Genomic DNA, 26,209 nt, shown 5'->3' with positions numbered 1-26,209 from the left:
AATCTATTTTGTGTTAATTAACACGCTTATTAACTATTTAAAAAGTTGAGTGTGATGAACTGTTAAATAATTTTGAAATCATGTATTCTTCAAAAATTTACACTACACTAAACTTCGAGTATATTTCCTTGGTTCAAAATGCAAATACATTTAGCATGTGATCACTGTGATGATCTTATTTTTATCGAAGCTTTAAAGCCTTCTCAAGTTGCGTCTTGCCCAAACTGTTATTGTAAATTGCATGTTGGAAAGGAGAATAGTGAACAAAAAGTTGTCGCACTCAGTCTATGTGCAATCGTTATGTTATTAAGCGCACTATTCTACCCCTTTATCTCTTTTAGTGAACAAGGGATCACGCAAACTATCACTTTACTTGATGCCGGTAAGATCTTATTCAAATACAACAGTCCATTTTTGGGTCTGTTAATAGATATTTCAATTATATTTTTACCACTGATTTTATTGGTGCTTTTTGTGCTAATTCATATAGGTTTGTTAACATTAGTCCCTCGTAACTACGGAATTAGATTATTAAAATTAATTTTTAATATGATGCCTTGGGTGATGTCAGAAATTTTTATGATAGCCATATTGATCAGCATGGTAAAAATAATGTCAATCGCGGATATTAATTTCGGTTTAAGTTTTTATGCTTTTTCTGTCTTCATTATTTGTTATTTACTGTCCGTGTCTCATATTGATAAAAAGAAATTGTGGCATAAAATTTCCAGTTCAGATAATCGTCCTCTTATTTGTAGTCCAACAAGAGCAATAGAGAATAACTTAAGAGTATGTCAAGTATGCCAACAACTTACATGTGAATCACATTGTACCAGATGTAATAGTAAAACATTTTTTAGAAAACCTTTAAGTATACAAAAAGTAACTGCTTTGCTGATAACTTCTTTAATGCTTTATGTTCCTGCAAATTTCTACCCTATCATGCATACTTGGGTATTAAACCAAGATGAACCTGCAACGATACTGGATGGTATAATCACTTTATGGCAAATGGGCTCATATCCTATTGCTATAATTATTTTTATTGCAAGTATCATCATTCCATTAGCAAAAATATTCGTATTAAGCCTTTTATGTTATGTTGTTAGCTATACAGAAGATATTGATTTTATTGCTCAGCATCAATATACAAAAATCTATCAAGTAACAGAGTTTATTGGCAAGTGGTCAATGTTAGATGTATTTGTTGTCGCTGTATTAGTCGCTTTAGTCCAATTAGATGCATTAATGTCAATTACTCCTGGTAAGGGAGCTATTTTTTTTGCTGCTATGGTATTTACATCCATGTTTGCGGCTCATGCGTTTGATCCTCGACTCCTTTGGGACAAAAGCAAAAATTCATTAGAAAATAATAGAGATATTGCATGACACAATCAGCAAAAATAAAACAAGGTGCTAAAATATCGCCAATATGGATACTGCCTTTTATTGCTTTATTTGTTGGAATTTGGATGGTTTACCAATATCAAAGTGCTAAGGGTGAAGAGGTTTTTATACGAATGCCCCATGCTGAAGGTATTATTACAGGTAAAACACAGATAAAAGTACGTAGTGTTAATATGGGGGTGATCACAGATGTAAAACTATCTGATGATCGAAAGTACGTTATAGCACGCGCAGAGATTGATAAACGATATCAGCACTTACTCACTGAAGATGCTAAAATCTGGGTAGTTAAACCCAGAATAGATAAAGCCGGTATAACAGGGTTAAATACCTTACTTTCAGGTGTTTATCTTGAATTTTCCCCTGGTTCAATTGAAGATACCAGTAGTTATTTTACATTACTTGATGAACCACCTTTAATTGCTCATGATATTAAAGGTGGTCGATTTAACCTGCTCAGTCGTAATTCTGAAGTCATAGAGGTTGGTACTGGATTATATTATAAAGGTTATGAAGTAGGCCAAATTGAAACAGCTCATTTTGACTGGCAAGAGCAAACTATGCGCTATCAAATATTTATCAAAGCACCTTTTCAAAACTTAGTGACATTTAATACTGTTTTTTGGGTCAATTCAGGGCTTGAAGTCGACTTATCTGCCGATGGTATCAATATAAAAACAGGTTCTTTGAGTAAAATGTTAAAGGGAGGTATATCCTTTAGGGTTCCAGAACGTGAAAAACCAGGCGACATAGTGACAGCAGGTCATATATTTTCTTTAAGTAAAAACTACAAAAAAGCACTCGAGCAAAGATACTTTTTGTATGATTATTATGTCATACAGTTTGAACAATCTATCCGAGGGTTAAATGCGGGCGCACCAGTAGAATATAGAGGCATAAGAATAGGCACCGTTGTAGAATCTCCTGCTATGCTTATTGTTGATGATAAGCCTGCATATTTTGCAACCGAAGATACAAGAGTTCCAGTATTAATAAAAGTGGAATATAAAAGAATATTCTATAACGGAAAAGTTTCAAAAAATTTTTGGCAATCGCATTTAAAAACTTGGCTAAAAAAAGGTATGCGTGCATCTTTAAAACCAGGAAATTTAATTACAGGTGCATTATATATTGATTTTGATATTTATACAGATGCACCTAAGTATCAGGTTGAGACAATTGCCAATTATCCAATACTACCTAGTATATCCAGCGGTTTTAGTGTATTAACAAATCAAATATCTGAAGTTTTAACAAAATTTAATAAACTTAATATTGAAGGTTCTTTAGCACAATTTGAAAAATCGATGTCTAAATATGAAATTCTAGCATCCCAAATCAGTTCCTTAATAGAACAGGATTATACACAGATAGTTCCAGAAAACTTTAATCAAACAATGACACAAGTCACACAAAGTATGGCTCAGTTTGATCAAACCATGAAGCAATTTAGAAAAACCATGTCTGATTATGAAGATGGATCTCAAGTTTATGAAGAAATAAAAAGTACGTTGGCTGAAATAAAACAACTAAGTCAAGAACTACAGCCTTTTACTAAAAGCTTAAATGAGCAACCTAACATGATGCTTTTCGATAAAAATAATACTCAAGATATTGAACCTAGGAGTAAAAAGTAAATGCTTTATAAATCAGTATTAGTCTTCTTAATAATTGTGTTCTTGAGTGCGTGCTCTCAAAATAACAGTTTAAATAAGACTCGCTACTATCAATTTTATGATCAAAATAACATATTGAGCATCTCAAACTCTGTTGCTAAACCTACGTTAATGATTTCTGATATCCACTTACCGGGTAGTTTGAACAATCGCGGTATAGCAATGCGGTTAAATAGATATCAATTACAAAATGCTAACTGGCATCTTTGGAGTACCTCACCTGATCAAATGCTACTTTCAAGTGCAGAATCAAATCTTGTTTCAATGAAAAAAAATTGGCTAATTCTCACTCAAAGAGCGCGTGAAAATCAAATTCAAAGTAATGTACGTTTTGAGGTTAAATGGCATATAAACAGATTTAATGGCGGCTTAAATAATGATGCAGAAATTTCAGGCATGTGGCAATTATATAAACATCACAAAAATGGCAGAATTTCACTTTTGCAGCAACAATATTTTAATGAACACAAGCTGCTTTGTGAAGATGGTTATATTGGTTTAGTATCTGCGTTAGAATCATTATGGCTTAAAGTAAATAATGATTTTATGTTAGCACTTGATAAATTATCAACTCATCTATAGCTTAACTATAAAATATCTAAGCTATAGATAACTTCAATACGTTAGTCTCAGATAAAGTACAAAAAAATCATTATTTCCTATTTAGTATCTATTAATTTTGTTGCAGTTTAAAAAATCTTAACTGATTGCTTTTATTGGTTTAAATTTACTCAATCATTTTTTTTCGAAAAGCAATAAGCCCAAAGGCTAATATACTCAACCATGCAATGGAACCTCCACTCGTGCTTGTATCTTTTTTATCTTCTTCTAAAAGCGTATTTTTGATTGGTGAAAGAGTATTTGCTGATGCAGGATCATCGTCGAGAACTAATGTATGAGTGATAGTTACAAAGTTTTCACTACTTTCAACACACTCAACCATTGGTCTACTTCCACATAGTGTCAAGTTTGAAATAGCTTCTAGGTGCTCCATGCCTTCAACAATGTGACCAAACACTGTAAAACCACCCGTTTGAGTATCTAATTTAAAGCCGTTATCACTATTATCATGTAAATTAACAAACCATTCACTCGTAGCACTATCTGGATCACTGCCTTTAGCCATTGCAATAGTACCTTTAACATTTGACCAGACAGGTTCATTTTTTACAGTTCCAATCGTGGAGATATGTGGCGCACTATATGTACCATTATTTTGATACCCACCTCCTTGTACTATTGTGCCACCAGAGCTTTCACTCGCAACTCGGTGGATAAGTACGTTTTCATATTTATTTTCATTTACATAATGAAGAAAGTTTTCTACTGTTTTTGGGGTCGTCAGATCAAACAAATTGACTTTAAAGTTACCATGCGTTGTTTGAAATTCAACAATTGTGGCTTGTGACAAGTGTGACAATGTTAATGCACCAATTGTAATTAAAGGTTTAAGAACCTTGTTTAGTTTACTTTTCATTTAAACGTTACTACTTTGTTGTTTTATTGTTAGGTAAGCTAGCATAAACACTTGCAGTTCAAAAAACCATAAATAGCTTATTTGATAACATTTTAGATGTTTGAATTAACATTGAGTTACATGTTTCGCTTTTTCCTATAATTAGTTTAACTTTAGATAAAACATAAAAAATATAATGATATAAGCACATGAATTTTAAAATTAAGTGTTCGAATACTGTATTTTTAAATATTAGTTATTAGCCTATTTTTAAAGGAGTACAGTAGTCGATATCAAACAAAAGTATTATTTCACCTCAAAAAGTAGCTTGTATACACACGTCACTTCAAAATGGGCTCTTAAGGACTCTTTAGAAAGACGAGTATAATTGTTCAAATCTCAATTTTCAGTTACCATATAAACATTATCAGATGGCTATTTATACCATTTCCGTTAATAAAGCACTCAATCAGCGTGAGTTCAAAGCGCTTTAGTTAGGGCATTGGTTATAGACAATGGTTATTCCCTTATCAAAACCAATAACGCAGCATAAAGCGCTTTTAAACCCGCATAAAAGGAGTTTTTGTGAATTTACACTGCGTTGTTATGTCAGTTCTAAAGGGAATACCATAAATTCACTGACATGCCTAGCATTGTAAAGCCTCATAAGCTCTGAGTGGTCACTTAATTATCGGAATTAATATTTAAATAGCTATTTTTTTTTGAAAATATAGGTTCATTATGGTTTTATCACAAATATACAAAATGGTTTTACTTTCAAGTATTTTTTCATTAAACGCTTGCTCTTTAATTCAAACGCAAACCCCTGAGTCAAATTCACAAAAAATCACAATATTACATACCAATGATAATCATGGTCGCTTTTGGCACAATAAAGATGGCGAGTACGGTATGGCTGCTCGTAAAACATTACTAGATCAACTTCGTGCTCAGGCTAAGGCAAAAGGCAGTGAAGTATTATTACTATCTGGTGGTGATATTAATACAGGGATCCCAGAATCTGATATGCTGCATGCTGAACCTGATTTCAAAGCCATGTCTTTATTAGGTTATGATGCGATGGCAATCGGCAACCACGAGTTTGACAATCCTATATCAGTATTAGAAAAACAACAAAAATGGGCTAACTTTCCACTTTTGTCTGCAAATATATATGATAAAACAACAGGGGAGCGTCCGTTTCAAGCTTACAAAGTATTTAATAAAAACGGTCTTAAAATTGCTGTAATTGGGTTAACAACAACAGATACAGCAAAAATTGGTAATCCTGAGTATATAAGTCATCTTAAGTTTGAATCTCCAACAAATACAACTCAGAAACTGATCCATAATTTAAAGAAAACTGACAATCCAGATATTATTATAGCAGTTACCCATATGGGTCATTTTATAGACGCACAATATGGCATTAACGCACCTGGAGATGTTAGCTTAGCACGTAATTTAGAAGCGGGATTATTAGATGTGATCATTGGTGGTCATTCACAAGAACCGGCTTGTATGGACAGTGAAAATATGTATGATACAGATTTTAAACCTGGAGATAAATGCATTCCTGATCAACAAAATGGCACTTGGATCATGCAAGCGCATGAATGGGGGAAATATGTGGGTAAAGCAGAATTTGAGTATCGCAACAAAGAATTAAAATTACTTGATTACCAATTAATTCCTGTTAACTATAAAAGATTAATTGTTGCAACTGATGGCACAAAATCAAAAGAACTTGTTGGTGAAAAGATTGCAAACGATCCTAAGATTTATAAATTTCTAGCGCAATATCAAAAGCAAGGTCAAAAACAGCTAACTCAACCTATTGCCAAATTGAAAGGTGATTTAGATGGTGAACGAAATCACGTAAGATTTCATCAAACAAATCTTGGTAAATTAATCGCTGCAGCGCAAATGAAAAAAGTAGATGCTGATTTTGGCGTAATTAGTGGTGGCGGGATCAGAAACTCAATTGCAGCAGGAGACGTCAATTACAAAAATGTTTTAACAGTCCATCCTTTTAAAAATCGTTTAACTTATGTGGAAATGAACGGCAAAGAAATAAAGTCCTTTTTATCAACAGTAGCCAGTTTTCCATCTGATGCAGGGGCTTATACACAATTTTATGGTGTATCTTTAACATTAAAAAATGGTGTTGCACAAAATATTAAAATACAAAATAAGCCATTAAATTTAAATCGTACCTATAGATTTAGTCTTAATAGTTACAATGCTGCAGGTGGTGATGGTTACCCTAAATTAAATAAGCATCCAGGTTATGTCGCGACAAACTTTATTGATGCAGAAGTATTAAAAGAATTTTTGATAAAAAACTCTCCTATTAATGCCAGTGACTTCTCTCCTAAAGGTGAGATAAAATACCAATAATATTAATTTGTTCGGTATTAAGGTTTACTTTTGATACCGAACAATACGCTATTGTTTATTTTCCTATAATATCTATATGTTTACTTTCAATTAAATTTAACCCGTAATGGTGTAATTTAGATCTTGAGCCTTCACCATGCGCTTTTGGCGGATAATATATTTTCTTTATTTCTGGCATGTCAGTAAAGGCTTCATCTAATGCTGCCCTGATCTCACTGAGTGTTTTTTCTAAACTATTACTAAAGTTGGGTCTTTTACGAACTGTGTGACCTAGTTCAATTAAACGAAGGAAATACTTGTTTGCCAAGTCAGTTAACTCTATTGGTAAATCTTTATTTTGATTTAAAATAACCTCTTTATTGGTGGTGCAAAACTCTGTTAGTGCGACATAAAAACATAAAGGTTTATTTGCCAGCGGTATTGCTGACTGTGTTTTACTATTGCTAATAACCTTTTCTTTGAGGTTTATAATCAGTATTGGTTGAGGCTCATCTAACAATAAAGGTAATTGCCTATTTCGATTTTGCCATATTATAATGTGATCTAAAGATAAATATAAAAACAATATTGCTAAAATTATTGGCATTACACTGAAATAGTTACTCAAAGGAAGTGTTTTAATTGCTATTTTTATACTAATTGATCCGCCAAGAGTAAGCAAAGTACGTTCAATATAAGTATCTGTTATATTGTTTTTAACCGAAATATTTTGAATTGAGTTTATTTGTGAGCTAAATTCCATTTTAGTTAATTGAAAATTAAAATTTTCAATGTACTTTTTAACTGAAGCCTCATTACCTACATTATTAAGAGATTTATCAGGCAAACTTAAGCGAGGTAAATCCAGTGCTAATCTGGTTTGTATATGATTAATTGATTGATTTAGATTATCTTGATGCTTTAAATAAACACCGAATGAAAATGGCAATTGAAATAAAAACCAAAACAATCCAAATGATATTAAAAATTTATGATATTTAAGCATTTTAGAGTGCCTTTTTTGACATAATATTTTGACACGATTTAAATAATTTAACATGGTTAAAATATGTTGCTTCATTTTCTTGTGCTAACTCAAGTAATTTTTTTTGAACTGCACATAATAAATCGGTATTTTCAACATCCATTTTTAAGTACCACTTACTGCCACTTATTGGATCACTTATGGGCATAATATAATTTTTTGAAAACTGCTCTTCGTCACCTTGCTTCCAATATGATGCAATTAAATCAACCTTACCACTAGCTAATAGCTCTCTTAATCCTTCATGTGAGTTAGCATAAGTAATATCTAAATTATCTATATTTATTTTTAAATTTTTAAATAATGATTTTGGTAATATATGGCCTGAACGACTTGTTGGGTAATCCAATAAACCAATTTTTTTATCTAAAAAATATAATTTATTAAGTTTTGGTTTATCTTTCAGTGAAATAAAAAAAGCTGTGTAGTTAGAATAGCCCAAAACAGCTTGATAGTTATAGGTAGACTCAGCCATAAATGCTTGCATAATATTTTCTTTTGCAAGGATCAGATCAGCAACACCTTTACCTAAAAACTCCACTGAATCTCCTAATTTATAACCCCAATGTACAATTACATTGCCATATTGTTTAGCTACAACATTATCTTTACATAGTTTGTTTGAAACTTGTTTTGCAACGGCTTCAGAAGGAACATAAATAATTAAATTATTATCAAAAGCTTTACCTTTGGTTTTACATGTTTTAGATATCTCAAGAAAAACAGGGATTGACTCATCCACCCTTTTCAAACTTGTATTTCCTAAGTAGAACATGGCAACAAATACTGTACACAAAAATGTAACAATTACTCTTTTGCCAAAAAATGCTTGATACGTTAACACTTTACTTCACTTCACTTGTTTTAGACATGATACATTTGAACAAGTTTAATTACTTATTGCAACAAGTAATTTTACTGATTAATTGTAAGTTATTGTTTTTATGAGTTTGTTAACAAGAAATGATGAATGTTGTTAACTCCTTTCTATTTGACTTTAAAAACGAGAAAATAAGTCATCAAAACAAAGCTAATTTTAATTTTTTGCAATTGGGTGGTTAAGTGAAAAAACAGTTAACAATTAAATTTATTATCGGCATTTACGCAATATTGCTATCAACAATTTCTACTTATACGCATGCATGGAGTCAAAATGGTCATAGAATCGTTGCTAAAATTGCAGAAAATCATCTCACTGAAACAACTTTAAAAGCAATTCAACCTTTATTAGCAGGTGAAAAATTAGCCGAAGTATCTACATGGCCAGACGAGATGCGCTCAAACCCTGAAAAATTTTGGCAAAAAGAATCAGTTCGTTGGCATTATGTTAATATAAACAAAGCATCCGATTTCAAACCTTCTTCTTATCGAATAACAGCCGAATCAGGCAAAGTAACAGATGCATACGCACTAATCTTAAAAGCAACCTCAATGCTAAAAAACCCCTCTTCTTCTTTAAAAGATAAACAATTCTATTTCAAGTTTTTAGTTCATGTTGTTGGCGATATTCATCAGCCTATGCATGTAGGGAGAAGCGAAGATCGTGGTGGAAATCGCATTAAGATCAAATTTTTTGGTAAACACAGTAATTTACATTCTTTATGGGATGGTTTGCTAGTTGATAATCAAAACTTATCTTTTACTGAGTTTACTCATTTCATTGATACAAAAGATCAAAGAATAATTTCAAAGTACCTTAACAGCCAACCTAAAGACTGGATTTTAGAGTCTTTTCATATTGCCCAAAAGCTATATGACGTAGGTGATGCTAATTATAGATATAACTATGTATACGAACAAACACCTGTTGTGAAAAAACGTTTAACACAAGGTGGCATTAGATTAGCGGGCTTATTAAATGACATATTTGATAAATCAGCAATACCATTAGTAGATGCATTAGCAGTTACTAAAAAATAGCAATAAGTAATTAGCAGTAAAAGTATATTAACTTTCAAATAATTGTTACACGGGAAACGACTAAATGAAAACTTATCAACTTTCGAAGATCACAGGCGCATTGGTTTTTGCGTTAGGTTTATCGACCAGCGCAATGGCAGCAGAAACTTCTTCTGCTATGCGTGGTAAAATTTTGACACCACAAGGTGAAGCCGCAAGTAATGTAAAAATTACGGTAGTTCATCAACCATCAGGTACTTCAAAAGAATTAACAACTAACGAAAATGGTGTCTTTGTTGCGAAAGGCCTACGTGTTGGTGGTCCATATACTGTGGTCATCGATTCCGATATTTTTTCTGATGATATGTTAGAAAATATTTACCTTTCGCTAGGTCAAACTCAACGCGTCAACGCGCAACTTGAATCTAAGAAAATGGAAACAATTGAAGTTTCAGGTACGCGTATTTTACAAGATGTTGGTGGTTCAAGTAGTGTATTTGGTGAAGCTGCAATCCAAAATACGCCAAGTTTTAATCGTGATATTAAAGATATTGCACGTTTGAACCCATTAGTAAGTTTAAACGGTTCAGGTGAAATGATTATTGCAGGGGGTAACCCTCGTTCTAACAGTTTAACAGTTGATGGTATCGGTCAAAATGATGATTTCGGATTAAACTATGGCGGCTACCCAACTGAACAACCTCCTGTTGCATTAGATTCAATTGAACAAGTATCTGTAGATGTATCCCCTTTCTCTGCTAAAAAAGGAAACTTTGGTGGCGGTACTATTAATGCTGTAACTAAATCAGGTGCAAATGAGTTTAAATTTTCAGGTTTCTTTGAACAATCAAACCCTGATATGGCTGGCGATTATGATAAACAGCAACAACTAAAATATTTAGAAGATATTAAAGATGCTGAAGGCAACCGCATTCACAAAAAAGGCGATCCAATATTAGATCAAGATGGCCATAGAACATACGAAACTCACCAAATTAAACCTAATACAACAGAAACACGTTACGGTTTCAATGTTGGTGGTCCATTAATTGAAGATCAACTATTTTACTTCTTAAACTATAGTGATTGGACAAATGAACAAGAAATGGATTACGGCTTTGAAGGTAGTAATTCTGTACATGAATACGAAAAAGTTTCTCAAGAAAATTTTGACCGTGTTTTAAGCATAATGAATGACGTTTATGGTTTAAATGATTCTTTAGGCGGCGATCCAAAGGATACTAATAAAACTTTATTAGCTAAATTAAGTTGGAATATTAGCGATGCTCATCGTTTAGATTTCACATACCAATGGCAAGATGACCAAGACGAGCGTAATTTTGGTACTGGCGGTGCTGGCAGTGTCATGCTAGCTTCATCTCGTTATACTTACGAAACAAAATTTGACAATTTTGCAACTAAGATTTATTCCGATTGGTCTGATGATTTCTCAACTGAAATTGGAATAAGCTACAAAGATGTATCATCTGATAGTTCAACAAATTCTAATATAGGTAGTGTAAAAATAGAAGAATACTATCGAGGACCTTCTTATCAATTTGGTACAGATGTTTACCGTCATGCCAATAAATCACAGACTAAAAACTTTACTCTTTCTTTTGATGCAACCTATTTAATGGATGATCATGAGATTAAGTTTGGTGCACAATACGAAAACTTAAATTTATATAATCTATTCGCGCAAAACTCTATGGGGTCATGGGAATTTGATAGTATAAATGATTTTGAAAATCGTGAAATTGGAAGTTATTACAATAAATATACTGACATTACAAAATACGATTTCTCTTATGATAATGCTTATACAAACAATCCTGTTGACACAGAATATGATGTAACACGTAGTCAGTTCTCTTTGTATGTTGAAGATACTTTTTATGCTACTGATGATTTAGAAATTACTGCAGGCATCCGTTACGAACGTCTTTCAGCTGATGATACACCAACACTAAATACGAACTTCAAAGAAACATATAACGGAATGACTAACCAAGAGAATCTTGACGGTATAGATATTATTTTACCACGTATCGGTTTTAAATATTATGCAACTGATGATTTAGTGATAAATGGTGGACTCGGTCGCTTCCAAGGTGGTATTCCCAATGTTTGGTATAACAATCCATTCACGAATGATGGTATTACTCTAGTATCAGCACCAGAGGGCAGTATTGCTGATTATTACTCTGACAATTTAGTTGATCCAAATTTCACAGTACCACAAGAAATTAAAGATTCACTACAATCAGGTGCAGGTAGTACTAATTATACCGATCCTAATTTTGAGCTACCTTCAAGCTGGCGTGCACAGATAGGTTTTGAATATGATCTTGAAATCCCTGGTTTAGGTGATGGTTTTAAATGGACATCCGATTTGATGTACCATAAAAAAGAAAATGAAGCTGTTTGGTTAAATACCTCCATTAAACCTGTAGGTCTAGCTGCAGATGGTGAACGTGTTATCAATGAAACTATCTACTCTGGTGATAAATCTCAGAACTTTGATATTATGATGACCAATGCTGAAGATGATGGCCGCTCAATTGTTTTCTCAACAGCCCTTGCTAAACGCTGGGAAAACGGTGTTAGCATGACGATGAGTTATGCACATCAAGATATTGAAGAAAATCAAGCAGGCTCTTCATCACGCGCACAAAGTAATTACAAGCATAATGTAATTAAAAATCGTAATCAAGATATGGTTGCAAATGGTCATTATGAAGTTGAGCATACATTTAAACTTAACCTAAGTTATTCAACAGAGTTCTTCTCTGGTTACGCAACGCGTTTTGACATGTTCTTTGAACGTCGTTCAGGTCGCCCATTTAGTTGGGTAATGGGCATGTTTAAAAACGGAGACTTAGGTGATACAGATGATTTTTATAAAAATTCTGCTTACTTAGCTTATATCCCAACGGATGCTGATGATCCAAATGTAAATTGGAAAGAATCAGATATTTCTTATGATGAACTTAAAACACTTATTGATAGAGCGGGTATCTCTGGTACTGGTATTCAAGATAGAAATACCGCATCTCAGCCTTGGGTAACTACGATGGATATCAGTATTAAGCAAGATATTCCAGGTTTTACTGAAGGTCATTCAGGTCAAGTTTATTTCATGGTTGAAAACTTCGCTAATATGTTAAACAGCGATTGGGGTGTTGAAAAACGTATGATTTACCCTAATCAGGCTTTATATGGCTTTAAAGGATTAGATGACGACGGTAGATACAAACTAGATGACCGCTTTGAAGGTGCCGATGTACGTAATTACTCTACTATTGATAAATCTTCAGCGTGGCAAGCTAAGATAGGTGTAAGCTATAAGTTTTAGACTTTATTAATATTGTCTTTCCCTAGAGACATTAATAATAAAAGCAGCTCTCTTTGAGGGCTGTTTTTTTGTTGAAAATATAAATAAACACAAGCTGTAAAGTAAATTTATCATAATAAAATCATTTAAAAGATAGCTAATTTACACTAGTTTAATGACTTCGAATGGCTGGTGATTTCTCTATGGATGTTTAGTAGCTTTTCATCTAATTTTTCTAAAACAGACATAAATGTTTCAAATTCAGATTCAGTCATGCATGATTTTAATTGCGCTTCCCATGCTAATGCTTTTGGCGCGATTGCAAAATACAAAGTTTTTCCTTGCTCTGTCAGTTTAACGAAATATGCTCGTTTGTCATCTTTGTTCACTCGTTTTTCTAAATAACCCTTATTTAACATAATTTGAATTGCACGAGATACTGTTGATTTATCCATAGAAGCAAGCAGGCCAAGTTCTTTGGCTGTAACACATTCATTTTCGAATAAATTCACTAAAATTCGCCATTGGGCAATGCTTATTCCATAGTCAAGTGTATAAACAGAAGAAAAGGCTTCACTAATATTATTTGATAAATTGGCGATTCGGTATGGTAAAAATGCATCTAATTTAATTGCTTTTTCTGCTGTCATATGATGTTCTCAAATATAATGATTGAAAATACTCTCACATGAGAGTATTTTTATAAAGCTTATTTCTAAACGTCGAGCTTAAAATCATGACTTTAACAAAAAAAGATACGCAAAACCTGCAATATATGACTGGTTTTGGCAATGAATTTGAAACTGAAGCACTTGACGGTGCACTACCTGTTGGTCAGTTTAGTCCACAACAAATAAAATATGCGCTTTATGCAGAACAATTTAATATTACCGCCTTTACTGCGCCACGTTCTCATAATCACAGAAACTGGTTTTATAGAATTCGTCCATCCGTTGTTCAAGGTAATTACGAACCGATAGACAATGCTTTGATCAGAAGCGCTCCTATTACTGAGATACCAACACCACCAGATATGCTTCGCTGGGACCCAATTGCAATTCCAGCTGAGAAAACAGATTTTATAGATGGCCTTATTACTATGGCTGCGAACGGTAGTGTCAATGCACAAACCGGTATCGGTATTCATATTTATGTTGCAAATACATCTATGGATGGTCGTTACTTTTGTAACGCAGATGGCGAATTGTTATTTGTACCGCAAGATGGTGAGATTATTCTGCATACAGAGTGTGGTAAATTAGCAATAAAATCTGGCGAAATTGCAGTGGTCCCGCGTGGTATTAAATTTAACGTTGAATTACTCACAGAGAGTGCACGCGGTTACATTTGTGAAAATTATGGTAATGCTTATGAATTAGCAGAACGTGGCCCAGTAGGTGCAAACGGATACGCTAATGACCGAGATTTCCAATATCCGGTGGCCGCTTTTGAAGATAAAGAAGGTGATTTTGAGCTTATCACTAAATTTAATGGCAATATGTTCCGCTGTGATATTAAACATTCACCATTAGATGTTGTTGCTTGGACAGGCAATGCAAGCCCATATAAGTACGATTTATCACGCTTTAATGTAATAAACACTGTAAGCTTTGACCATCCTGATCCTTCAATATTTACAGTATTAACATCACCATCTGGTACACCTGGTGTTGCAAATATTGATTTTGTGGTATTTCCACCGCGTTGGATGGTAGCAGAAAATACCTTTAGACCGCCTTATTATCATAGAAATATTATGAGTGAGTTTATGGGGTTAATCGAAGGGGTATACGATGCTAAAGAGCATGGCTTTGTGCCTGGCGGTGCAAGTTTACATAATTGTATGTCGCCTCATGGACCCGAAGCTGAAGTTTTTGAAAAAGCATCAAATGCACAGTTGCAGCCACAAAGGTATGAAAATACATTAGCTTTTATGTTTGAATCAAAATATATTATTTCACCCACTAAATTTGCATTGCAAGGTGAAACTCGTCAGCCACATTATCAAGATTGCTGGCGTGAAATTAAAAAGTATTACCAAGCCCCTACTTCGGAGCCAAAATAATGAAATTATATACCTATTTTAGATCGTCAGCTGCGTATAGAGTACGTATTGCACTAAACTTAAAAGGTTTGAAACATGAGCTAGTACCCGTTAATTTATTGAACTCAGCACAAAATGGCCAAGATTATTTAGCAGTAAATCCTCAAGGATTATTGCCCGCGCTTGCAACTGAAAAAGGCAATATTGGTCAGTCTCTTGCAATATTAGAATGGTTAGAAGCTGAATATCCTGATATAGCTATTTTACCAGGTGATCACTGGAATCAAGCACAGATCCGTAACTTCAGCTACGCAATTGCCTGTGATATTCATCCAATTGATAATCTACGTGTATTAAAATACTTATCAGGTGAGCTAAAAGTCACTGATGAGCAAAAAACGACATGGTATAAACATTGGGTTGAAGTTGGTTTTAATAAAATTGAAACTATGCTTGAGCAGTCAAGTTTATATACTGGAAAATTCTGTTGCGGAGAGTCTCCTACTCTTGCAGATATTAATTTAGTACCTCAAGTATTTAACGCCATAAGATTTAAAGTAGACATGACTGCATATCCAAAGATAGCAGCTGTTTATGAGAAGTGTAATACAATGCAAGCGTTTATTGATGCTGCACCCGAAAATCAAATAGATGCTAACTAAATAGCCCAGCTACGCATGTTTATTAATGCGACTTCGTGATTAAAAGCTTACATATCAATAAAAAATGCCAGATAAAGTTCATCTGGCATTTTTATAACTTTTACGACTAAAATAGTTCTTAGAAGATCACTGTAACTAAACTTATATAGAGTCTTAAATTACGCTACGAAGTAGATCTATGATTTTAATGCCGATTGTAATGTTTGCGCATGCTCAGCTAATTCTAGGCCTAAATCTGTTAAATACCCACCATCTTTTTGATCAATAATTCCTTTTTCAAATAAACGTTTTGCTGCTTCAACCAGTGCAGGCTCTGCATCTTGATGAACTTTAAGGCCTTGCATCATACTATCCATTGGAAACTTTAAAATTAAATCAAGTTCTTCACACATATGTTGACTAAATTGCATATATTCACACCTTAACTATTTTTATTGTCTACTAAAACATAACCTGTTGTTGTCTTAATTTAAAGTATTAATTACACAAAATTGATTTAAACCATCATATTACACAAAAGTTATTTTTTTATGTGTTGAAATGTGTAATATAAACTAAACTCAAATCTTGATATAAATCACATTATTATTAAAAATGTTAAATTTATTACAAATGATATTGATTATCATTGATGCATAATATAATATACCCATAAAAAATTAATACTTCAATAGAATCAAGGGTTATCTATGTTTAATATGCGTAAATCTATTTTGGCAACAGCTATTTTAGCTGGTACTTTGGGCCTTACAGCTTGTGGTGGTTCTAGCGATAAAAAAGATCCAGTCGTTGAGCCTCCTGTAAATGTAGCACCAAGTGCTCCTACAATCGATGCATCTGTAATTAACGATGATGCAACAGGTTTTGTTATTGGTACATTAGCTGCAACTGATGATTCAACAACCGCGCTTACTTATTCTGTTGAAGATAGTCGTTTTGAGATTGTTGATGGCAAATTAAAATTAAAAGATAACTTTGCTCTTAATTTCGAGCAAGAAGTAAGTGATTCAGATTCAGATTCAGTTACTGTTACTGTTACAGTTACAGTATCGGATGGCGCGCTTTCTACTTCGGCAGATCTGACATTAACAATTGAAGATGTAGCAGCTGAAAAAGGTGTTAACCTTTATGAGTTTGATTCAAAATTTCTAGATGGTTCATCAGTTAGTTATAGTGGTCAGATTGCACGTCAAAGCTTATTAAACGAAATTAAAAAATATATTGGCACATTAACTGTTGAAAATGTTGATGCGAATACCATTACTGCCACTCAAGTAGAAAGCCATTTAAATGCTTTGTTTGCTGATTATGAAGCCATAGCTGAAAATGAATTCACATTTGTCGATCCAACAAATTACAAGCAGAAAACATTTGCTGACATCTCTTCCTCAGGTAAATCTTTATCTGGTAAAATCGCTGGTAACGATGGCAGTAAGCAAACTAAAGATTGGCTAGTTGAAGGCACATTTGTTGGTTGGAATGATTTCGGCACTGAAGCTAAAACCCCTGAAGGTTTAGTGAAGCATATGTTTTCAATGCTAGTAGCTCAGGTTCAAAAACATAATGATGGTGAAGTTATTGAAGATCCAGCAGGTAATACAATTACAAAACTATTTGTAACACCTGAAGGTATCGATTTACAACAGTTGGTACAAAAGCACGTTTTAGGTGCTGTGATGTTTTCTCAAGGTACAGATGATTACCTTGAAGACGGACTTTTAGCAGATAATACAAAACAAGATAAAGATACTAAACCTTATACTTCATTAGAACATCAATTCGATGAAGGCTTTGGTTACTTTGGTGCAACACGTGATTACTTAGAATATTCAGATGATGAAATTGCAGGTAAAGGTGGACGTGATGATTATCAAGGGAAGCACGATAGCGATGACGATGCATTAATAGATTTAAATTCTGAGTTTATATTTGGTAATTCAGCAAATGCTGCAAAGCGTGACCGTGGTACCAAATCTAATGTGAATCCGACAGATTTCTCTGCTTCTGCAATGAATGCTTTTATAGCAGGTCGTAAAATTATTAACGATGCTGTACCAAATGCACTCAGTGAAGAACAAGTTGCAGCTGTTGAGGCTCAAAGAGATATGGCAGTAGCAAATTGGGAAAAAGCAATTGCAGCCACTGTCGTTCATTATATTAACGATGTGATCAACGATGATAGTGGTGATATTGATGATATTGCTACAGGGAGTTATTCCGCAAGCCAATTCGCAGCATTTACAAAGCATTGGGCTGAAATGAAAGGATTTGCGTTAAACTTCCAATTTAGCCCTTTTTCTCCAGTCACTGAAGAAAACTTTGCTAAAATTCATCAATTATTTGGTGAAAAACCAGTGATAGTTCAAGCTGACATTGAAGCTTATAAAACAAGTTTATTGGAAGCGCGTCAGTTAATTCAAGATGCTTATGACTTTGATGCTGAAAATGTTACTAATTGGTAGTTTTAAGTAATATTTTTTAGTAAAAGGTTAGTGTTTTAATAAGCACTAACCTTTTGTTGTATATAAACTTAGGAATAATAATGGCTAGAAATATACGCTTAAATACTCTTTGCCTAGCGATTAGCACAGTATTGCTTTTATCTGCTTGTGGTGAGAGCACATCAAGTAAATCAGGGCCTGGGTTCGACAGACCTGATCAAGGTAATGATTTTGATGAATCAAAATTAATCAATAACCTAGTTGATCAAGTAATCACTCCAACTTTTAACGCATTTTCAGAACAATCAAAAAATCAATTAGCTGCCGTTACAGATTACTGTACTTTAGAACAAAACTTCACGCCAGATATTGATGATCCTGCTCCAGTCGCCGCTTCAATGTTAATAGCGCAGCAAAATTGGCAAGATACCATAGCAATTTGGCAACAAGCTGAAGTAATGCAAATGGGGCCTTTAATTGAAAATGAAAGTGAGTTAAGAAACCGAATTTATTCTTGGCCTGCGATAAGTTATTGTGGGATAGATCAAGATGTTGCTTATTTTGAAGACGGTATTGTTAACTTAGACCCAAATAAGCCATATGATATAAAATCTAGAACATCAACTCGCCGTGGTTTATTCACAGTACAAAGATTACTATTTAATACTGACTATAACCATGCATGTAGTACTGCCAATGATGCCTTAAGTGATTGGAATAGCCGTAGTGTTCAAAAAAGAAAAGTAGCACGTTGTCAATTTGCTAAAGAAGTATCACAAGATTTAGTTGATAGCTCGCAAGAGTTATTAACTAAATGGACTGGTGAAAATGGCTATGCAAATGAATTGAAAAATGCGGGTCAGCCAGATAATAGCTTTGAATCTACACACACAGTAGTAAACCTGATATCTGATGCCATGTTTTATACCGATTCTGTCGTAAAGGATAAAAAATTAGGCATTCCATTAGGTAAATTTGCCAACTCTTGTGGTTTTGAAACCTGTGCCGAAGATGTTGAGTCATACGATTCAGGTTTTTCATTAGGAAATATTAAAGCCAACTTAGTAGCATTTGAGAAGTTGTTTTTAGGTAATTTACAAGGTGAAACAGCACAAACGGGTTTTGATGATTTTTTAGTTAAAGAAGGCGGTACTGAAACTAAAGATATTATGATCCAAGGCATTAATGATGCCAAAAATGCAGCAGCACAAATTGAAACAGATTTAAAAACAGCATTAATTTCTGAAAATCAAAAAGTAGAACATGCACACGCTAAGGTAAAGGATATTACGGATCAACTTAAAAATGATTTTATCAATAAACTCGCTTTAGAGCTGCCAAAGTCTTCAGCTGGCGACAACGATTAATCAAAGGTATCCAAAAATGAAAAAAACATTATTAGCATTATCTATTGCAATCTTATTTAATCCTATTGTTGCTATTGCAGAAGATACAACCGATGACGTAAACAATAAATCTATTGAGCATATGCAGATTTTAAGTCATGGGGATAAATTAAGAACAGAATCAGGTTCAGCTACTTTATTAACAGAACTTGAGCTTGAAAAACATGAATATGATGATATCCATCGGATATTAGCATCTGTTCCAGGTGTTAATATCCGTGAAGAAGATGGCTTTGGTTTAAGACCAAATATCGGCTTTCGTGGTGTAACACCTGAGCGAAGTAAAAAGATAACCATTCTAGAAGATGGTGTTTTAATTGGCCCTGCGCCCTACTCTGCACCAGCTGCTTATTATTTCCCTGTAACGACACGTATGACCGCGGTTGAAGTTTTCAAGGGACCATCTGCTATAAAACATGGGCCGCAAACTGTTGCTGGTACTTTAAATTTAGTTACGAGATCAATTCCAACTCACAACGAAGGTGGATTAGACTTATCTCTTGGCACAGAAGGTTATGCCAAAGCACATGCATACTTTGGTGAAACCCATGATAATATCGGTACTTTATTTGAGGCTGTACATATAGAAGCCGATGGCTTTAAAGACCTAGACGGTGGTGGTAATACAGGTTTTGAAAAAAATGATTTTTTAGCAAAAGTTAATTATTTAATTGATGGTAAGAAATATGATCAAATTATTGAGTTAAAATTATCATATGCTGATGAAGTTTCAAATGAAACTTATCTTGGGTTAACGGAAGATGATTTTAATACGAACCCCTACCGCAGATACGCAGCAACGCAACCTGCTAAAATGGATACAAAACATACGCAAATTATGTTTACACATAATTTAAACTCGGATAATTTAAATGTTACCACCAGACTTTATCGTAATGATTATGAAAGAGCCTGGCGTAAACTTAACGGCTTAACAAATACCACGGCCAGCCTGTCTGAAATATTGGAAAACCCAAAAAACGAAAACAATATAGCTCAATATCAAGTAATATCCGGTCAAATAGACTCTAACCGAGGAATTGGAGAGACGAATTTAAATCTAATCATGGGAACTAATGATAGATCTTATGTTTCACAAGGTATACAAGTTAACGCTGATTTCACTGTTAAGCTGTTTGATTTACAACACGATATTTCTGTGGGTGTCCGTCTTCATGAAGATGAAATAGACCGAAGCCACTTTGAAGAAATATATGAAATGAAAGATGGCTCTGCATTAAAAACCATTCAACCTGCGTATGATGCTACTCAAAATATAGAATCAACAAAAGCATTGTCAATTTATTTAGAAGATAGCATAACAATTGATAACTTAACTGTATCCGCTGGTTTACGTAGTGAATATATGGATATGCATTATAACGACAAAGTTAAAACCGATGATTGGCAAGATAAAACGACCAGTATATTATTACCCGGTCTTAGTGGTTTTTATAAACTATCTGAAAACTCAGGTCTTCTAGCTGGGGTTTACCAAGGTTTCTCACCTAGTAGCCCAAAACAGGGACCTGAAGTTGAAGTAGAAAAAAGTATAAACTATGAATTTGGTGGTCGTTATAATAAAGATAATACTAAATTAGAGCTTGTAAGCTTTTTTAACGATTATGACAACCTAAAAGCGAGTTGTTCACAATCAACTGGCTGTAATGATGATCAGGAATATGACGGTGGTAGAGCGACAGTATATGGCTTAGAAGCTCAATTACAACAGAGCTATTCTATTAATTCACATATAGATGTGCCTTTAAGTCTCGTATATACTTATACACAAAGTGAATTTAAGGAAGAATTTGTATCAGAGTATGAACCGTGGGGTCATGTACTTCCTGGATATGAGATACCTGATTTAGCAGAACACCAGACAACTTTAAATATTGGTTTAGATGCAAATAATTGGCAGTTTAATTTATCTGTTAGGTATGTTGGTGAAATGCTTTCAAGTGCGGGTGAACGTGATGATATAAACGTTTTACGAACAGATGAATCAGCCATCTTTGACATTTCAGCTAGTTATGAACTTGGTGATTATGGCCGCATTTATGGTAAAGTTGATAATCTGACTGACGAAGCCACAATCGTAAGCCATAAACCCTATGGTGTAAGACCTGGCAAGCCAAGGTTAATGTCTATTGGTTATAAATATCAATTTTAATCTTTAATTCAAAATTCTTAATATATCTATTAAAAAGGCAGCTTTGGCTGTCTTTTATATATGTCAATTGCTCTAAATTATGAGAGAGTTTATAGGCTCTTGCTTAACAATAAAAACTGAGAAGTGTTGTGTTAGATTTTTTATCAAAAAGTTTATTAGAATTACCTTTGTATTTTACTGATGCCAATAAACGTATATTTGTAATCTATTTAATTTCCGGGGTTGTATTATCCATTCCTGTTTTTATTAAAGTGAGTAAAGTTAAAACCTTACCTGAATTTCTTAAATTTTTATTTCCCAAAGATGTGTGGTTGCATGAAAGTGCAAAACAAGATTATAAGCTTTGGATTTTAAACAAAGTTTTAAAAACGTTGCTATTTGGACCTATTGTTTTAACTATGGTGCCGATTGCATTAGCTTTATCAAATTTACTAGAAACAAGTTTAGGTACTTTTGAACCCTTTATTTTAGCGCATTGGAAAATTGTCACCATTTTTACAACCGCTCTGTTTTTAGTTGATGACTTTACGCGATTTTTCTTACATTGGATTTTACATAAAATCCCTTTCTTATGGGAATTTCATAAAGTTCATCATTCAGCTAAAGTACTGACTCCTTTCACAATATATCGCTCACATCCAATAGAGAGTTATTTATATGCCTGTAGAATGGCAATAGTACAAGGCTCAGTAGTGGGTGCTGGTTATTATTTATTTGGTGCGACATTAAGCATGTATGATGTATTAGGAGCAAATTTATTTGTATTTATCTTTAATTTTTTTGGTTCAAATTTACGTCATTCACATGTGTGGTTAAGTTGGGGCGATAAAATAGAATCAGTATTTATTAGTCCAGCACAACACCAAATACATCATAGTGATAACCCTAAACATTTTGATAGAAATTTGGGCGCTGCACTAGCTATTTGGGATCGATTATTTGGTACTTATTTAAAAGCTTCTCAAGTCGGTAAAATTACTTTTGGTGCTGGTCAATACGATGCGGGACATAATAGTATAGTAGCGATTTATTTAAAGCCATTTTATATGGCTATAAAGTCTTTAAAATTTAAAAAATAGACTTGTGTAAAAATACAGCTGCGCAATGAATTGAATAAAATTTATAATTTAAGTTAAGAGTAAAATCCTTATTTGTTATAATCATATTATATTAAATAAAGAAATATCCCAAATGACGAAAAAACAAGTTAATAACCCGCTACACGGCATAACGTTAGAAACAATATTACTTAAATTAGAAGAACAAATAGGCTGGGAAGAAATGGGGGAACAAGTTAAAATTAAATGTTTTACCAACGATCCTAGTATTAAATCCAGTTTAAAATTTTTACGAAAAACACCATGGGCAAGAACGCAAGTCGAACAGCTTTATATCAATTTAGATTTTGATAACAATAATATAAAAAACAGTATAAAATGTAATAAACAATCAGCTGACTTTTCTTGGCCGACAAAATAACAGCATAAAACTTAAATTAATTAGTCGGTATAAATATTAGCGAAATATTGTTTCATTAACTAGTCTTGTAAGTGACTTTATATCACTGGAGAACGCTTTAATGAAACTACTTCCCAGAGTTATGCTGATAATCATATCAATTATTTTTTCTTCTGATGCAATATCTGAAATTCGAATTAATGGCTTTGCATCTATTGTTGCTGGCCAAGATACCGATAATAAAAGCTTTATTAACTCACCTTATACCGATGAAATTAGTTTTAAAGCTGAAAGTAAATTTGCGTTACAAATCAGTACCGACTTATCACAAGGACTTAGTGCAACCGCACAAATGATTGCAAGAGGTTCAAATGACTTTGATACAGTATTTGAGTGGGCATATCTAAGTTATGAATTAAATGATTCTCACACAATTCGTGCTGGAAAATTAAGGTTACCTTTTTATAAATACTCAGATTATTTAGATGTTGGTTATGCTTATCCTTGGATACGTCCACCTCGTGCTATGTATAGTCTTACCTTTAGTACCTATGAAGGGCTAAGCTTATTAAGTAACTTTTCTTTAAGTGATTGGGATATTTCATCAAATATAGTTTATGGTAATCTAGAAGATACATTCTTTAAAACAACTAATCCAACCGAAGGCAAACTAAAAGATATTTATGGTATCAATATTCAAGTGAGTAAAGACTGGTTTAGTGCTTATGTAGCTTATTTTGGAACAGATGTTTTGATCCCTACTTCTAGTATTGAAACTGTTGCACAAATTACAGAATCTGTATCACCAGGTAATGGTACTAAAATAAGTTTAGATTCTGATTACGGGGATTTTCTTGGATTAGGATTTACAATTGATTATGGTAATTGGTTATTTAATACTGAATGGTCAGCTATCTCAATTGAAGAAAGTTTAACACTCGACACCGAACAATGGTATACAAGTATTGCTTATCGATTTGACGAAATAATGCCTTATGTTACTTACCAAACGACTGAAACCAAGAGAAAAATCGCAGCCATATCTGATACTTTGTTACCAACTCAAATACACCCAGCGCAACCACCCTTAAATATTTTTTTACAAAGTGCCTTAGATGGTCAAATGTTTGAATATAACGCCTATACTATAGGTATAAAATATGATTTTCATGCTAATGCTGCGCTAAAATTTGAATATAATCGCTATGACGATATTGTAGATATAGGAAGTTTAGGGAGCTTTGACAATCCTGCGAGCTCAGGTAATTTTTCTGTTGCTATCGATCTTGTTTTTTAGGGGGATATAATGAAACTTAAACTGTGTTTTCTTCCATTAATTTGCTGTAGTCACTTTACTTTTGCCGATATTACAGTAATTGTTCATCCTTCAAACAGTAACGCGATGGATGCCTCTTCAATATCTCGGTTATTTTTAGGCAAATCAAAAAAATTTCCTGATGGCTCAATTGCAATACCTTTGAATCAAATTGAGGCAAGTAGTGCAACAGCTCAATTCAATTCAAAAGCATTAAGAAAATCATCTAGTCAAATAAAGGCTTATTGGTCTAAGTTAGTATTTACAGGAAAAGGCTCACCACCTAAAAGCGTCGAAAATAACGCTGCGGTATTAGATTTAGTTTCATCTAACCCAAATATAATTGGTTATGTTGAATCTAATGTATTAACCGATAAGGTTAAGGTTAAGGTTTTGAAGACTTTTTAAACTTAATAATTAAGTCATAAAAGGTATGTCGGCTGAATAGTAATTATTTTAAACGATTTAGAATATATAAACTAAATACGGCTTTAAAAGCTAAAACGGATAGAGCAAGTGTAGCCTTAAATATATTGATACTCCTACAAAAAAGTCTCAAGGTTGAATGAGTCAAGTTTGAAGTGCGCTTAGAAAGCATACTGGATATTTATAAATTATACGCTGATACAGAGTTATGAACCCCTTCTTTGATTCAGTTAAATACTGACCATCCTATGTTTATAGATCGCTTCATAGATTTAACTGCTCACGATAGGTACCCCTTACATCATATCTTTTATACGTTAATAGAAAAGCATTTATTAAACGAAAAAGGTTATAATTTGAGCTGAATTTTATTTCCACTAACAGCTATAGGCTATGACAAAGCGAAGCTTTATTTACTATGATGTTTTTTCTTTGCATCTAATAGCATTTTCCAATGAATGACCGTCTCTGGAAGCTCGGGGTCCTGCCCATCAAACTTAGCGACTTTTAATAATTCATCTATTTCTATGCGTTTCCCTTTATGAATAAACACACCACGTACGTATGCAATAGCATGTAAGGTATTTTCAGATTCAAATTTTTGTTCGATATAATAATATTTATCATCCCAACCAATCATTTTAGTTTTGATATCAAATTTTTGAAATGGTTTTACTTCTCTAATATAAGTAATAGAACATGCGTTCATTATTGGCATCCATTTATCTTTAATAAATAAGTGCAATAACCCCATCTCAGCCATAAGCCAAGTTCTTGCAAGATCCATCATAGCTAAGTATCGGGAGTTATTAAGGTGAAAGTTAATATCACAATCACTTGGTAATGCGCGAAATGAAATAGAGCCTTCACCAAGTAAACCTATTCGGTAACTCAATTTTTTAACTTTAAATAATAAAATATAAAACAAACGAAAATATAAATTCATGAAAATAGACCTTAAATAATGAAATATAATTATAGCCATTACTTCACTAGAATAGTAACTCTAATTAATTCTAACTTATACTTTATATGAAAAAACGGACCTAAAGGTCCGTTTGCTATACTCCAACTGCATTTCTACA

The 26,209-nt window shown here is 33.4% G+C and carries 21 protein-coding genes; 15 read left to right on the top strand and 6 right to left on the bottom strand.

Annotated elements, in window-relative coordinates:
- Nucleotides 1–144: 144 nt before the first annotated feature.
- From CJF42_RS01425 to CJF42_RS01415, 3 genes are read left to right on the top strand one after another with little or no spacing between them, the layout of a single operon-like run.
- Nucleotides 145–1,389, top strand: coding sequence for a PqiA/YebS family transporter subunit (locus CJF42_RS01425; protein WP_502694769.1), 1,245 nt, complete (start codon nucleotides 145–147; stop codon nucleotides 1,387–1,389).
- Nucleotides 1,386–3,044, top strand: a complete 1,659-nt coding sequence (gene pqiB / locus CJF42_RS01420) for an intermembrane transport protein PqiB (protein WP_095364951.1) — start codon at nucleotides 1,386–1,388, stop codon at nucleotides 3,042–3,044. The genes CJF42_RS01425 and pqiB overlap by 4 nt, the downstream gene beginning before the upstream one ends.
- Entirely contained in the window at nucleotides 3,045–3,665 is a 621-nt protein-coding gene (locus CJF42_RS01415; protein ID WP_095364950.1) for a PqiC family protein, read from the top strand.
- A 145-nt stretch (nucleotides 3,666–3,810) separates the two neighbouring features.
- Here CJF42_RS01415 and CJF42_RS01410 read toward each other — a convergent pair whose 3' ends face one another.
- Nucleotides 3,811–4,560 carry a peptidylprolyl isomerase gene (locus CJF42_RS01410; protein ID WP_095364949.1) on the bottom strand — a complete coding sequence of 250 codons (750 nt, stop codon included), beginning with the start codon at nucleotides 4,558–4,560 and terminating at the stop codon, nucleotides 3,811–3,813.
- Nucleotides 4,561–5,280: 720 nt separating this feature from the next.
- On the opposite strand from CJF42_RS01410, the gene ushA reads away from it, so the two are divergent.
- Entirely contained in the window at nucleotides 5,281–6,939 is a 1,659-nt protein-coding gene (gene ushA / locus CJF42_RS01405) for a bifunctional UDP-sugar hydrolase/5'-nucleotidase UshA (protein WP_252097498.1), read from the top strand.
- Nucleotides 6,940–6,994: 55 nt separating this feature from the next.
- Here ushA and CJF42_RS01400 read toward each other — a convergent pair whose 3' ends face one another.
- Together CJF42_RS01400 and CJF42_RS01395 are read right to left on the bottom strand one after the other, a co-directional pair.
- Nucleotides 6,995–7,924 (bottom strand): hypothetical protein, encoded by a 930-nt coding sequence (locus CJF42_RS01400; protein ID WP_095364948.1) that lies wholly within the window; start codon nucleotides 7,922–7,924, stop codon nucleotides 6,995–6,997.
- A gap of 1 nt (nucleotide 7,925) precedes the next feature.
- Entirely contained in the window at nucleotides 7,926–8,738 is an 813-nt protein-coding gene (locus tag CJF42_RS01395) for a type 2 periplasmic-binding domain-containing protein (RefSeq protein ID WP_141235457.1), read from the bottom strand.
- Nucleotides 8,739–9,025: 287 nt separating this feature from the next.
- Between CJF42_RS01395 and CJF42_RS01390 the strand changes: the two genes are divergently transcribed.
- Both CJF42_RS01390 and CJF42_RS01385 read left to right on the top strand, forming a co-directional pair.
- Complete coding sequence (locus CJF42_RS01390; protein ID WP_252097497.1) at nucleotides 9,026–9,883, top strand: S1/P1 nuclease; 858 nt, start codon at nucleotides 9,026–9,028, stop codon at nucleotides 9,881–9,883.
- A 64-nt stretch (nucleotides 9,884–9,947) separates the two neighbouring features.
- Nucleotides 9,948–13,220, top strand: a complete 3,273-nt coding sequence (locus CJF42_RS01385) for a TonB-dependent receptor (protein ID WP_095364946.1) — start codon at nucleotides 9,948–9,950, stop codon at nucleotides 13,218–13,220.
- Between the two features lie 146 nt (nucleotides 13,221–13,366).
- Here the strand turns inward: CJF42_RS01385 and CJF42_RS01380 are convergent, their stop codons facing one another.
- Nucleotides 13,367–13,849 (bottom strand): MarR family winged helix-turn-helix transcriptional regulator, encoded by a 483-nt coding sequence (locus CJF42_RS01380; RefSeq protein WP_095364945.1) that lies wholly within the window; start codon nucleotides 13,847–13,849, stop codon nucleotides 13,367–13,369.
- Nucleotides 13,850–13,935: 86 nt separating this feature from the next.
- Between CJF42_RS01380 and hmgA the strand changes: the two genes are divergently transcribed.
- Together hmgA and maiA are read left to right on the top strand one after the other, a co-directional pair.
- Nucleotides 13,936–15,264: a homogentisate 1,2-dioxygenase gene (gene hmgA / locus CJF42_RS01375; RefSeq protein ID WP_095364944.1), complete on the top strand. Its 1,329-nt coding sequence runs from the start codon at nucleotides 13,936–13,938 to the stop codon at nucleotides 15,262–15,264.
- Complete coding sequence (gene maiA / locus CJF42_RS01370) at nucleotides 15,264–15,905, top strand: maleylacetoacetate isomerase (protein ID WP_095364943.1); 642 nt, start codon at nucleotides 15,264–15,266, stop codon at nucleotides 15,903–15,905. Before hmgA ends, maiA begins: the two co-directional genes overlap by 1 nt.
- 176 nt (nucleotides 15,906–16,081) lie before the next feature.
- Here maiA and CJF42_RS01365 read toward each other — a convergent pair whose 3' ends face one another.
- Nucleotides 16,082–16,315, bottom strand: coding sequence for a TIGR02647 family protein (locus CJF42_RS01365; protein ID WP_095364942.1), 234 nt, complete (start codon nucleotides 16,313–16,315; stop codon nucleotides 16,082–16,084).
- A 279-nt stretch (nucleotides 16,316–16,594) separates the two neighbouring features.
- Between CJF42_RS01365 and CJF42_RS01360 the strand changes: the two genes are divergently transcribed.
- The 7 genes from CJF42_RS01360 (at nucleotide 16,595) to CJF42_RS01330 (ending at nucleotide 25,106) form a co-directional block, all read left to right on the top strand.
- On the top strand, nucleotides 16,595–18,367 hold the full coding sequence (locus tag CJF42_RS01360) for a DUF4856 domain-containing protein (protein WP_095364941.1): 1,773 nt from the start codon (nucleotides 16,595–16,597) through the stop codon (nucleotides 18,365–18,367).
- Nucleotides 18,368–18,447: 80 nt separating this feature from the next.
- Nucleotides 18,448–19,713: an imelysin family protein gene (locus CJF42_RS01355; RefSeq protein ID WP_095364940.1), complete on the top strand. Its 1,266-nt coding sequence runs from the start codon at nucleotides 18,448–18,450 to the stop codon at nucleotides 19,711–19,713.
- A 16-nt stretch (nucleotides 19,714–19,729) separates the two neighbouring features.
- On the top strand, nucleotides 19,730–21,925 hold the full coding sequence (locus CJF42_RS01350; protein ID WP_095364939.1) for a TonB-dependent receptor family protein: 2,196 nt from the start codon (nucleotides 19,730–19,732) through the stop codon (nucleotides 21,923–21,925).
- A gap of 128 nt (nucleotides 21,926–22,053) precedes the next feature.
- On the top strand, nucleotides 22,054–23,004 hold the full coding sequence (locus tag CJF42_RS01345; RefSeq protein ID WP_095364938.1) for a sterol desaturase family protein: 951 nt from the start codon (nucleotides 22,054–22,056) through the stop codon (nucleotides 23,002–23,004).
- Nucleotides 23,005–23,116: 112 nt separating this feature from the next.
- Nucleotides 23,117–23,404 (top strand): VF530 family protein, encoded by a 288-nt coding sequence (locus CJF42_RS01340; protein WP_095364937.1) that lies wholly within the window; start codon nucleotides 23,117–23,119, stop codon nucleotides 23,402–23,404.
- Between the two features lie 100 nt (nucleotides 23,405–23,504).
- The gene (locus CJF42_RS01335) at nucleotides 23,505–24,680 is read left to right on the top strand and encodes a porin (protein ID WP_095364936.1); all 1,176 of its coding nucleotides are present in this window, start codon (nucleotides 23,505–23,507) and stop codon (nucleotides 24,678–24,680) included.
- A 9-nt stretch (nucleotides 24,681–24,689) separates the two neighbouring features.
- Complete coding sequence (locus tag CJF42_RS01330; protein ID WP_095364935.1) at nucleotides 24,690–25,106, top strand: type 2 periplasmic-binding domain-containing protein; 417 nt, start codon at nucleotides 24,690–24,692, stop codon at nucleotides 25,104–25,106.
- A 427-nt stretch (nucleotides 25,107–25,533) separates the two neighbouring features.
- Here the strand turns inward: CJF42_RS01330 and CJF42_RS01325 are convergent, their stop codons facing one another.
- Nucleotides 25,534–26,070, bottom strand: coding sequence for a thioesterase family protein (locus CJF42_RS01325; protein WP_095364934.1), 537 nt, complete (start codon nucleotides 26,068–26,070; stop codon nucleotides 25,534–25,536).
- Between the last annotated feature and the right edge of the window lie 139 nt (nucleotides 26,071–26,209).

Source organism: Pseudoalteromonas sp. NBT06-2, assembly GCF_002276045.1.
Classification (GTDB): domain Bacteria; phylum Pseudomonadota; class Gammaproteobacteria; order Enterobacterales; family Alteromonadaceae; genus Pseudoalteromonas.
The sequence above is the reverse complement of the archived record's forward strand: the minus strand, read 5'-3'. Positions and strand labels throughout refer to the sequence as shown.